9 protein-coding genes are annotated in these 12,068 nt (G+C 68.2%); 7 read left to right on the plus strand and 2 right to left on the minus strand.

The features are described from left to right. Positions 1-84: 84 nt before the first annotated feature. The 4 genes from lepA (at position 85) to BLU77_RS06050 (ending at position 5,614) form a co-directional block, all read left to right on the plus strand. On the plus strand, positions 85-1,950 hold the full coding sequence (gene lepA, locus BLU77_RS06035; RefSeq protein ID WP_281242054.1) for a translation elongation factor 4: 1,866 nt from the start codon (positions 85-87) through the stop codon (positions 1,948-1,950). Beyond that, positions 1,947-3,155: a radical SAM family heme chaperone HemW gene (hemW, locus tag BLU77_RS06040; protein WP_089772127.1), complete on the plus strand. Its 1,209-nt coding sequence runs from the start codon at positions 1,947-1,949 to the stop codon at positions 3,153-3,155. Before lepA ends, hemW begins: the two co-directional genes overlap by 4 nt. Before the next feature lie 124 nt (positions 3,156-3,279). Then, positions 3,280-4,203, plus strand: coding sequence for a hypothetical protein (locus BLU77_RS06045; protein WP_139177635.1), 924 nt, complete (start codon positions 3,280-3,282; stop codon positions 4,201-4,203). Positions 4,204-4,786: 583 nt separating this feature from the next. Further along, positions 4,787-5,614: a hypothetical protein gene (locus BLU77_RS06050; protein WP_089772129.1), complete on the plus strand. Its 828-nt coding sequence runs from the start codon at positions 4,787-4,789 to the stop codon at positions 5,612-5,614. A gap of 276 nt (positions 5,615-5,890) precedes the next feature. Here BLU77_RS06050 and BLU77_RS06055 read toward each other — a convergent pair whose 3' ends face one another. Both BLU77_RS06055 and BLU77_RS06060 read right to left on the minus strand, forming a co-directional pair. Next, on the minus strand, positions 5,891-7,582 hold the full coding sequence (locus BLU77_RS06055; RefSeq protein ID WP_089772130.1) for an HNH endonuclease: 1,692 nt from the start codon (positions 7,580-7,582) through the stop codon (positions 5,891-5,893). Between the two features lie 459 nt (positions 7,583-8,041). Then, a complete protein-coding gene (locus tag BLU77_RS06060) occupies positions 8,042-8,896 on the minus strand; it encodes a DUF3097 domain-containing protein (RefSeq protein ID WP_089772131.1) in 855 nt (284 codons plus the stop codon). A gap of 122 nt (positions 8,897-9,018) precedes the next feature. Here BLU77_RS06060 and hrcA point away from each other — a divergent pair, with 122 nt between their 5' ends. From hrcA to BLU77_RS06075, 3 genes are read left to right on the plus strand one after another with little or no spacing between them, the layout of a single operon-like run. Next, positions 9,019-10,065, plus strand: coding sequence for a heat-inducible transcriptional repressor HrcA (gene hrcA, locus BLU77_RS06065; RefSeq protein WP_089772132.1), 1,047 nt, complete (start codon positions 9,019-9,021; stop codon positions 10,063-10,065). 32 nt (positions 10,066-10,097) lie between these two features. After that, the gene (gene dnaJ, locus BLU77_RS06070) at positions 10,098-11,219 is read left to right on the plus strand and encodes a molecular chaperone DnaJ (protein WP_089772133.1); all 1,122 of its coding nucleotides are present in this window, start codon (positions 10,098-10,100) and stop codon (positions 11,217-11,219) included. Beyond that, positions 11,216-11,986, plus strand: coding sequence for a 16S rRNA (uracil(1498)-N(3))-methyltransferase (locus BLU77_RS06075; protein ID WP_089772134.1), 771 nt, complete (start codon positions 11,216-11,218; stop codon positions 11,984-11,986). Before dnaJ ends, BLU77_RS06075 begins: the two co-directional genes overlap by 4 nt. Positions 11,987-12,068 lie beyond the last annotated feature (82 nt).

Consider the following 12,068-nt stretch of genomic DNA (forward strand, 5'->3'; position numbering starts at 1 on the left):
CGCCTGATGTCAGGTACCAGGCCGTGGCGTGGGACCATGGGCCCATCCTGTCCACGACCGACTCTGATCGAGGTTGACCTTCCTGTGCCCATCGTGACACCGGCCGCCGCCACTCAGATCACGCCCAGCGCGACCGCGCCGGAGCTGCTGCGCAACTTCTGCATCATCGCGCACATCGATCACGGCAAGTCCACCCTCGCTGACCGGATGCTGCAGCTGACCGGGGTGGTCGACGACCGCACGATGCGAGCCCAGTACCTGGACCGGATGGACATCGAGCGTGAGCGGGGCATCACGATCAAGTCCCAAGCGGTGCGGATGCCGTGGCAAGTCGGCGAGCAGGGCTACGCCCTGAACATGATCGACACCCCCGGGCACGTCGACTTCTCCTATGAGGTCTCCCGCTCGTTGGCCGCCTGCGAGGGTGCGATCCTGCTGGTGGACGCGGCGCAGGGGATCGAGGCGCAGACCCTGGCGAACCTGTACCTGGCGCTGGAGAACGACCTGGCGATCATCCCGGTGCTGAACAAGATCGACCTTCCGGCCGCGCAGCCGGAGCGCTTCGCCGAGGAGCTCGCCGCCCTGATCGGTGGAGAACCGGAGGACTGCCTGAGGGTCTCCGGCAAGACCGGCGAAGGGGTGACCGAGCTGCTGGACCAGATCGTGGCTCAGATCCCGGCCCCGGTCGGGGATCCGGACGCCCCGGCACGGGCGATGATCTTCGATTCGGTGTACGACACCTACCGCGGCGTGGTCACCTACGTGCGGGTGATCGACGGCTCTCTCTCACCCCGCGAGAAGATCATCATGATGAGCACGCGTGCCACCCACGAGCTGCTCGAGATCGGCGCATCCGTGCCCGAACCGCACCCCACCAAGGGCCTCGGTGTGGGGGAGGTGGGATATCTCATCACCGGCGTCAAGGATGTGCGCCAGTCCAAGGTGGGGGACACGGTGACGAATGCGCAGAAGCCGGCGGACCAGGCGCTCGAGGGGTACCAGGAACCACAGCCGATGGTGTATTCGGGGCTGTATCCGATCGACGGCTCCGACTACCCCGTGCTGCGGGACGCGCTGGACAAGTTCAAGCTCAACGACGCGGCCCTGGTGTACGAGCCGGAGACGTCGGTGGCGCTCGGGTTCGGGTTCCGGGTGGGCTACCTCGGGCTGTTGCACGTGGAGATCGTGCGCGAACGGCTCGAGCGTGAGTACAACCTCGACCTGATCTCCACCGCCCCCAGCGTGATCTATGACGTGACCATGGAGGACGGGACCGAGCACGTGGTGACCAACCCGAGCGAGTTTCCCGCCGGGAAGATCTCGTCGGTGCGTGAGCCGATCGTGAAGGCGACCATCCTGACCCCGTCGGAGTTCGTGGGCACGGTGATGGAGCTTGCGCAGAGCCGCCGCGGTTCGATGGAGGGGATGGACTACCTCTCCGAGTCCCGCGTGGAGCTGCGGTACACGCTGCCGCTGGCCGAGATCATCTTCGACTTTTTCGACCAGCTGAAGTCACGCACCCGCGGGTTTGCGTCGTTCAACTACGACGTGGCCGGCGAGCAGGAGGCGAACCTGGTGAAGGTGGACATCCTGCTGCAGGGCGAGCAGGTGGACGCGTTCTCGGCGATCGTGCACCGGGACAAGGCGTACTCCTACGGCGTGATGATGACAGCCAAGCTGAAGGAACTCATTCCCCGTCAGCAGTTCGAGGTGCCGATCCAGGCGGCCGTGGGGTCGCGGATCATCGCCCGCGAGACGGTACGTGCGATCCGCAAGGACGTGCTCGCCAAGTGCTACGGCGGTGACATCTCTCGTAAGCGCAAGCTCCTGGAGAAGCAGAAGGAGGGGAAGAAGCGGATGAAGTCCATCGGCCGGGTGGACGTGCCGCAGGAGGCCTTCATCGCCGCACTCTCCTCGGATGGCGCAGGGGGCAAGGAATCCAAGAAATGAGCCCGACGGCGGCCCCTGGGGTGGCCGTGGAGGGTTTCCTTCCGCCGTCGGTCGCCGACGGTGCTGACGGGCGAGACTTCGGGATCTACCTGCACGTGCCGTTCTGCCGGGTGCGCTGCGGATACTGCGACTTCAACACCTACACCTCCGATGAGCTGGGGGAGGGAGCGAGCCGGTCCGACTACGCGGCCACAGCGGTGCGCGAGATCGAACTGGCGGCTCACGCCCTGTCTGATGCGGGGGTGCCGCGGCGGGAGGTGCGCACGGTCTTCGTCGGTGGTGGGACGCCCACCCTGCTGGCGCCCGGTGAGCTCGCGTCGATGCTGACGGCGGTGGAGTCCACGTGGGGGCTGGCGCCGGACGTGGAGGTGACCACCGAGGCGAACCCGGACTCGGTGGATGCCGATGATCTGGTGGCCTTGGCGGAGGCGGGTTTCACGCGGGTGTCGTTCGGGATGCAGTCCGCAGTGCCAGAGGTGCTCGCCACCCTGGATCGTACGCACGACCCGGAACGAGTGCCCCAGGTCGTCCGGTGGGCACGCGAGGCGGGTCTGTCGGTGTCGCTGGACCTCATCTACGGGGCACCCGGGGAGACGCTGGAGCAGTGGCAACGGTCGGTCGAGGCGGTCGTGGCTCTCGAACCCGACCACGTCTCTGCCTACGCCCTGGTGGTCGAGGACGGGACGAAGATGGCGGCCCAGGTACGGCGCGGTGAGCTGCCGATGCCGGACCCGGACGACGAGGCTGACAAGTACGAGTTGGCGGCGGCCCTGCTGGCGCGTGCCGGGTACGACTGGTACGAGATCTCCAACTTCGCCCGGACCCCGGCTGACCGGTGCCGGCACAACATCGCCTACTGGCGGTCGGCGGACTGGTGGGGGATCGGCCCGGGGGCGCACTCGCACGTGGGCGGGCAACGGTGGTGGAACGTCAAGCACCCGCGTCCGTATGCGGCACAGCTGGCGGCGGGCCGGTTGCCGGTGGCAGGGCGCGAGATGTTGAGCGCCGAGGACCGGGAGGTCGAGCGGATCCTGCTCGGTGTGCGGCTCGCAGAGGGACTGGACGTGGGCCCGGAGCTGGCGGACCAGCTGTCGGCGCTCGCCGGCGACGGGCTGATCGAGCGTGGGCCGGCCGTGGAAGGGCGGGCTGTCCTGACGCTGCGGGGCCGGTTGCTCGCCGATGCGGTGGTCCGGCGCCTGACGTAGCGGGCGTCGATGGGGAGCAGTCCCCGATGTATCAGGCGCTCAGGTCGTGGCTCTGGAGCGAGGAAACCGATAGCGTGTTCCCGCCGTCACTGTGACGGCCCCCGACGCAGAAGCTTGAGGAGATATGAGCCAGCAACCACCGGAGCAGGGCCCGCCGCAGGGTCCGGCAGACGACTCGCACGACGGGCAGCCGTACGGAACCCCGCAGCAGCCCGCAACTCCGCCGCCGCCTCCTCCGGGTCAGCAGCCGCCACCCTACGGGGCGGCCGGTCAGCCACCGAGCGCATTTCCGTCGCCGGAGCAGGGCGGGTTCCAGGCGCCTCCGCCGCCGGGACCGAGCCAGCCCGGACAGTACGGGCAGCCGGGGCCGGGCTACGGTGGCCCGCCGCCGGCACCGGGTGTGAACCCGGGCCAGTACGGTCACGGCGGCTACGGCGCCGGTGTCCCGCAGCCGTTCGGCGTGGGTGCTGCGCTGGGGTACGCGTGGAAGACCGTGTTCCAGAACCCGCTGGTATGGATCGTCGGCGCGCTTCTGGTCGTCGTCGTTTTCGTGCTGGTGAGCCTGCTCAATCCGAGTGCGCAGGCTGCGTTCGATGCGTCCAGCGGCAGCATGGACTTCGCGACCAGTCAGTCGTTCTCGGCGATGGGGTTCATCGCTAGCCTTCTGGCCGCGCTGGTGCTCGGGTTCGTTCAGGCCGTGGCGCAGAACGCGGCACTGCGCGAGACCGCCGGGAACAAGCCGAGTTTCGGGGACATCTTCCAGGTCCCGAACATGCAGAATGCGCTGATCTGGGCCGTCGTGTGGGGTGTCGCCTCCGGCATCGTGAACATGATCCCGGGCGTGGGTCCGTTGGTCGTTCTGGTCGCCTCGGTGTTCGTGATCTTCACGATGTCGGCGATCGTCGACCGGGGCATCTCCTGGGTGGACGGGCTCAAGGTATCCGCGCAGCTCGTGCAGCAGAACGCGGGATCGACGATTCTGCTGATCCTGGCGCTTTTCGGGATCAACATCCTCGGGCGATCCCCTGCGGTCTGGGACTCCTGGTGACGATGCCGATGGCTGCTGTCGCCACGGCGTTCGCCTACCGCTCCTTCAGCGGTCAGCCGATCGCGCCGAAGGCCTGACGAAGTTACGTGGGATGGCGGCGGCTCGGGACACCACGGGCCGCCGCCGTCGTCTTCAGGGGCGGATACCGTCCGGGTGGAGAAAGTGAGATGTCATGAGTGATCACGAGCAGTGGCGGCCGGAGGGTCCAGACGAGTCTCCCAAACCGGAGCAGCCTCAGCCGCCCGAGCAGCCGACGGAAACCGCCCAGCAGAGTGGTTCGGGGCAGCAACCTCCGCACGATGCTGCGTCCGGCCAGCCGCCCCACGCTGGGCCGCCTCCCCAGGCTGCTCCATACGGCACGCCGCAGCCAGGTCCCGTCCCGGCTCAGCCACCTCCTCCCGGCGGTGGGTACGGACCGCCCACACAGCCGGGTTCAGCTCACCCTCCGTCCTATGGCGCTGCGTCCGGCCAGCCGCCGCAAGGCGGAGCCTACGGTCAGCCGCAGCCGGGTCCGTATGGTCAGCCGGTTCAGCCGGGACCAGGGCAGCCGCCGCCCCAGCAGACGGGTCCGTATGGTCAGCCCGTGCAGGCCGCACCGGGGCAGCCGCCGCATGGCGGTACCTATGGCCAGCCGGGGCCGGGCCCGTATGGCCAGCCGCAGCCGGGTGGTTATGGTCAGCAGCCCCAGCCCGGCCCGTACGGCCAGCCGCTGGGCCAGTACGCGCCGGTTGCTGCTGAACCACAGGCGACGGATGCGTTCGGCTGGGCATGGAACGCGTTCAAGGCGCACTGGAGCACCTTCGTCCTCGGACAGCTCGCTTGGGGCGCGATCATTCTGGCCGTGACGTTGCTCTGGTTCGCGCTGCTCAGCGCTATCGGTGTCTTTGGCGCAGGCATGGGTGACGAAGCGGCTATCGCCGTGCTGACCGGAGCAGGCTTCTTCGGGATCCTGCTGTTCATCGTCGTCGTCGTACTCGTCAGTGTCTTCTCGGCGGCGGGCGTGGCGAACGCCGCCGTCAAGGTAGTCCGGGGTGAACAGGTCTCGGTGGCGGACTTCTTCAAAATCCCCAACGCAGGCCACGTGCTGCTAGCGACGTTGTTGATCTCGCTCGCGGCAGCTGTCACCTCGTTCGTGATCGTGGGGCCCCTCGTGGTGATGTTCTTCGCGATCTACGCCAACTACTTCCTCGTGGACCGCCGGGACAGTACCTTCGAAGCGATCGGTAACACGATCAAGATGGCGACCGCTACCGCCGGACAGACCATCATTCTCATCCTGCTGTCGATCGTGGCAGGGATGGTGGCGAGCCTCACCTGCGGGATCGGCTCCCTTGTCACCGTGCCGCTAGTTGTGTTGGCGACTGCCTGGATGTATCAGCAGAACCTGGGGCGGATGCCCAGCGTGCGCTAGCCGATAGGCACGCCCGCATGAGGGTGTGCTGAGCCTCCAACCACGGCTGGCCACACGTCGGTGTGGCCAGCCGTCGTTGTCTCCACCGACTTCGATGGCTGGAACCCGCCGAACTCTGGAGACGCGGCGCCGACCGCGCATGCTGGGCGACGTCCTCGGTGACGCGTCTGCTCACGATCGGCGGGTGGAGCGACGTTGATGCCGAGCGCCGCGCGCATCTGAGCATGCCGGTGGCCCCGTCGACGGGTGGTGTCGGCGGGGTTCGGGGCGGGGTGGTCAGTCTGGTGGTGGGTCGGTGTGGCCGTGCGGGTTTGGGCGCGGTGGATCCGTGACCGTTTCGCTGCGTGGCTGGTCGTGCCTGCTTTCGGGCGGACTGCCGCCACGAGGGCTGCTCCGCCCGTTTCGCGCCCCCACGCTGGTGCCGGCGGTGGGAATGGGGTAGGTGCCGGTGGGTGTGACCAGGTAATGCGCACCATCGGGTGCGGCCCAGTGATAGACGCCGGGGGTGATCATGGAATACGACCACCCGGTGTGAGTTTTCGCCCGGTGGTGACGTCGGCACAAGGCGGCCATATTCACCGAGCTGGTTCGGCCGCCCTGGTCGAAGGGAACAATGTGGTCCTGGTCGGCGGAACGCGCGGAGCGGTGGCAGTAGGGGAACCGGCACTGTCCGTCACGAAGAATGATCTGCTCGCGGAGTGTCGGGCTGGCCTCATAGGTAGTGGCATCGGTGCGCCCGGCCAGATCGATCACGGGACGGACCAGTATTCGGCCGGCAGTGGAACACCATTGACGGATCTGTTCTTTGGTGACCGGTGATTTGGTGTTTTCGCACCGGCCCACGATCCCGGATCCGAACACAGGGCCCGTTTCACCAGAGTTACCCGCACCCTCACCGGTACCGGAGCTCTCACCGGTGCCGGCTTCGGTGTGGTCGTTGAGGGCGTCAGCGGGCAGGTGCAGGTAGAGCATCACAGTCCGACCCATCCCACCAGTAGCACCTGGCGCCCCCACGACACTGGTCCCGGTCGTGGTGGTCGGTGCTGCGCCACCGCCGGAAACTCCTTCACTGCCGCCCTCACCGCTGCCGGGGGTGGTGGGGATCGGGAGTGTGGTGTGTCCGCGGGCGAGGTCGCCGATGGCGATGGAGCGGCGCACATCCTCACTCGTGCCGGGCAGGAACCCGGCCAGCACCCGCGCCTGGTCGGTGACCGCAGCCTCGAGATCCAACGCGTCGGTGAGGTCGAGGCCACCCTCGACCCGCACCACCGACCCCACACCCAATCCTGCTCCTGGTCCAGGTGCTGCGGTGGTGCCTGCTTCATCGAGGCGGATGTCGAAGTGGCGCCCCTCCAACGCCGCTTCCTCATCCTTCGCGGCTTGGTCGGGGTCGAAGGTGGCCATCGCGGCACTCACGGTGCGTTCGATCTGCGCGGTCGTGCAGGATCCGATGGTCCAGGCCACCTGGGCGTCCACCCAGGCGGCACCGTCGAACGGGAGGCGTTTCGTCATCCGGGTCACTGCCCGTGCCCGGTGGATGCTGACCTGCCCGGCCCGCACCCGTTCCCAGAGTTGGGGTAGCCGGTAGGCGAGCTCGACCACCACGCCCACATAGGCCAGGGCTGCTTCGTTCGACTGCCCCAGTGCGGTCGCCAACCGAGTGAACTCCAGGTCCGAGACCAACGGGGCACCATCCCCGGCCAGACGCATCGGCTGCTCCGTCCCCGGTAGTCCGGCGTGCTCGTCCGGAACCGGTAGGCCCGCGTGCTCGTCCGGGTCGAACACCGGCCCACCCCTCAAGGCGCCCAGGGTGGCCGGGTCGATCGCCCGCTCACCCACCCAGGCGATCACCAGCTCAGCACACGCCACATCAACCGCCCGAGCCGCAGTCCGGTTCTCGCGCACAGCAGCCAACACCGCATTCCCGGCCGGAGCCGAGAACGCGGAACCAGTGGCTGTCGAGGTCATGGCTTTATTCTCCCAGAGGGCACTGACATTGCGCTGGACAGCATCGGCACCTGTGGATAAGTTCCGGTCAGACGAGAGATGGTGATAGCCCGTCCTGGACCATTGACACAGAATCCCTCAGTCAGCGGTTCAGGAATGCTCATCCACACGGCAGCCAGCTCGTTCTCGACCCGTGCCGAGAACATGGAACCAGTGGTTGTCAACGTCATCCCCACATTCTTCCAGCGGGGTATGACAGTGGACTTACCCAGGCCAGTTCCTGTGGAAACAGAAACGAGCGCCCCGGGTCAGTGGTGTGCAACCGACACCCCGGACATTGCCAGAGCCTCGCCTGCACACCGGTCCCGACTACAGGAAGCACGGCACGACCGGGCCCGAGAGCACGGAACGGCGGCCGGCAAGATTATGGCGAGCAGGACAGGCCCAGCGGGCAGGTCCAGCGTCGAGGTGCGAACAGGATTATGGAGCAGTGACGAAGTCGACGAGCTCTTCCACTCGTCCCAGCAGACTGGGTTCGAGATCGCGATAGTCGCGCACCGTGCCCAGGATGCGCTTCCAGCCACGCGCGATATCGGCCTGATTGCTGGCCGGCCAGCCGAGCGCCGTCAGGGTCCCGACCTTGATGTCGGTACCCCGGGGCACGTGCGGCCATGCCTGTAGCCCGACCCGGGCAGGCTTGACGGCCTGCCACACGTCCACGTACGGGTGCCCGACCACGAGCACATTGTCCGCGCCGAATCGCCGTACCACCTCGCTCGCCACCCGGGATTCCTTGCTCCCGGAGACGAGATGGTCCACCAGCACGCCGACACGCCGCCCCGGCTCGGGTCCGAACTCGGTGAGACGCTCCTCCAGGTTGTCCACACCGTCGAGCAGCTCCACCACGACGCCCTCGATCCGCAGGTCGTCCCCCCAGACCTTCTCGACCAGCTCAGCGTCGTGCCGGCCCTCCACCCAGATGCGCGACCCCCGCGCCACACGCGCCCGTGCGTCCGCCACGGCGAGCGAGCCGGACGCCGTCCGGGCACGTCCCTGGGGTGCAGCGGCAGGTCGATGGGGAACCAGCCGCACCGGCTTGCCATCCACCCAGAATCCCGCGCCGAGCGGGAAGGTGCGGGTGCGCCCCTTCCGATCTTCAAGGACCACCACCTGCTGGCCACCGCTCTTCTCCACGCGGACCACGGCACCGACCCACCCGGATTGCACATCCTCCACCACCAGCCCTGGTTCAGCCGGGATGTCCTGGGTGCGCACCCGGGTGCGCTCGTGCGGGTCCTGGGAGAGCACGTCCGTGCCGTATCGATCCTGAGTCACGCTGTGAGAGTAGAGGTGACAGCAGGCGCGCCCCAGGAGCCACGCGGTGAAGTGGGCGAGACAACCGCGTAGAATTGGCACTCGCCCACGTCGAGTGCTTGTTGAGCCAGGGAGGTGATCCGGTGAGTTCGCAGCGACAGTTGCAGGTATTGCGCGCCATCGTGCAGGACTACGTGCGCAGCCGCGAACCGGTCGGCTCGCGCAACCTGGTCGATCGGCACAACCTCAATGTCTCACCGGCCACGATCCGCAACGATATGGCGGCCCTCGAAGAGGGGGGCTACATCGCCCAGCCGCACACCTCGGCGGGGCGGATCCCCACGGACAAGGGGTACCGCCTGTTCGTGGATCAGATCTCGGTGATCAAGCCGCTCTCCGGGGTGGAGCGGCGAGCGATCGGTGAGCTGCTCGACGGTGCTGTGGACCTGGACGATGTGCTCGAGCGCACCGTCCGCCTGCTCGCTCAGCTCACCCAGCAGGTCGCCGTCGTCCAGTACCCGTCGTTGCGTCGCTCCGCGCTGCGACACGTCGAGCTGATCCCCACCAGCCCGCGTCACCTCCTCGTGGTGATCATCACGGCGAACGGCCGAGTCGAGCAGCGCACGGTCGAGTCGGCCACCGAGCTCGACGAGACGATGGTCGCCGAATTGCGCGCCCGCGTGAACGCGGAGGTCGCCGGCCGCAACGCCGCTCGTCTGCGTTCGGTGCTGACGAGTGTGGAGGAGGCGTTCGCACCCGCCGACCGCCCGCTGGTCGCCGACGTGCTGGGGACGATCACCGACACCTTGTCCGAAGATGCCGAAGAGCGCATCGTGATGGCAGGGACCGCCAACCTGGCCCGCTCCGACGTGGACTTCTCCGGCACCATCGGCCCGGTCCTCGAGGCGCTCGAGGAGCACGTCGTGCTCCTGCGGCTGCTCACCGAGATGGCTGCCGGGGACGTCGAGGCAGCCGCACGCAGGGACCACCCGCTCGCGGTGCGTATCGGCAGCGAGACGCACCATGAGAACCTGTTGGAGACGTCCATCGTCGCCAGCGGTTACGGTGGCGAGGGCACCGAGTCGGTCGGGCAGCTCGGAATCCTCGGCCCGACCCGGATGGATTACCCCACCACGATGGCCGCCGTGCGCGCCGTCGCCCGCTATCTCTCCCGCTTCCTCGGTGGCTGACCCACCGTGACCTCCGACCCAGAAAGCCACACGTGACCGACTACTACGCGACCCTGGGCGTCTCCCGCGACGCCAGCACCGAGGAGATCAAGCGGGCCTACCGCAAGCTCGCCCGGCAGCACCACCCGGACGTCGCCGGTCCGGGCAGTGAGGACAAGTTCAAGGACATCACTGCCGCCCACGAGGTGCTCTCCAACCCCGAGAAGCGCCAGATGTACGACATGGGCGGACAGCCCGGGATGGGCGGTGGTGGCGCCGGTGCCGGATTCGGCTTCTCCGACATCTTCGAGACCTTCTTCCAGGCAGCCGCCGGTGGCGGTGGCTCCCGTGGACCTGCGTCCCGGTCGCGCCGCGGTCAGGACGCCCTGCTGCGCATCAGCATCGACCTGAACGAGGCTGCATTCGGCGTCAGCAAGGACGTCGAGGTCGAGACCGCCGTCATGTGCACCACCTGCCGTGGCACCTGCTGCCGGCCCGGCACCAGCCCCACCACGTGTGAGATGTGCCACGGTCGTGGCTCGGTGCAGCGGATGGCTCGCTCCTTCCTCGGCCAGGTGATGACCACCTCCGCCTGCGCCAACTGCTCCGGCTTCGGTACCACCATCAACGACCCGTGCACCGAGTGCGCCGGCGAGGGCCGCGTGCGCACCCGCCGGACGGTCCGGGTGAACGTGCCGGCCGGCGTCGACGACGGCACTCGGATCAAGCTCACCGGGCAGGGTGAGGTGGGACCAGCCGGTGGGCCTCCGGCCGACCTCTACGTGGAGGTGCGGGAGAAGCGGCACCCGCTGTTCACGCGCCGCGGGGACGACCTGCACTGCACGACTGACCTGCCCATGACAGCCGCAGCACTGGGCACGGTGCTCGAGCTGGAGACCCTGGATGGCACCCGCGAGCTCGACATCCGCCCGGGCACCCAGCCGGACGAGATCGTCACGCTGAGAGGTCTGGGTGTCGGGCACCTGAACGGTGGCGGACGAGGTGACCTGCACGTGCACGTCCAGGTCACCGTGCCCACGAAGCTGGACGAGGACCAGGAGCGCCTGCTGCGTGAGCTGGCCGGGCTTCGGAGCGAAGAGCGCCCGGAGGCTCGTCTGGCACCGGCCGGCAACGGTGTCTTCTCCCGATTGCGGGAGAAGCTGCAGGGCCGGTGAGCCGCCCCGTCTTCCATGCGGTCGCGGGCGATCTCGACGGCGCCCGGTCGGGCCGGTCTGTCGTCCTCACCGGTGCAGACGCCCGGCACGCCGTCACGGTGCGGCGGGTACGCAGCGGTGAGGTGATCGACCTCGTCGACGGCGCAGGGTTGCGGGTCTCCGGCACCGTCACTGAGACGTCGGGTGGCCAGGACGCCACCGTCACGGTCACCGCCGAAAAGATCAGCAGCGAACCTGCCCCCGATCCGGAGCTGGTCCTGGTGCAGGCGCTGGCCAAGGGCGGGCGGGACGAGCTCGCCCTGGAAGCCGGCACCGAGGTGGGCCTGGACCGGGTGGTGCCCTGGCAGTCCGAACGTTCGGTGGCCCAGTGGCGGGGCGAGAAGGCCCGCAAGGGGGTCGCCCGCTGGCAGCAGATCGCCCTCGCGGCAGCCAAGCAGTCGCGTCGGGCGTGGGTGCCGGTGGTCGAGGAGCTGCTGGTGGGGCGCCAGGTCCTCAAGACCGTCACGTCCGCCGTCGACGCACGCAGCACAGTGCTCGTGCTGCACGAGGAGGCGAGCGCCCCGATCGCTGAGGCGAGCATCGACGACTCAGCCGAGCAAGTGTTGGTGGTTGTGGGTCCCGAGGGAGGGCTCTCCGAGCCGGAGGTCACAGCCCTGACCGAAGTCGGAGCGCAGGCAGTCCGCCTCGGTCCGCACGTGCTCCGCACCTCGACGGCCGGGCCGATCGCGCTGGCGCTACTCGCTCAGCGGCTCGGTCGCTGGGCCTGAGGACGATATGAGGTCGGCGCCTGTCGGGTCGCCTCGGTAGGATCGACATATCCGAGCCCACCCACGAGGGGAAGATTGGGGA

Origin of the sequence: Ruania alba (assembly GCF_900105765.1) — a bacterium.
GTDB lineage: Bacteria > Actinomycetota > Actinomycetes > Actinomycetales > Beutenbergiaceae > Ruania > Ruania alba.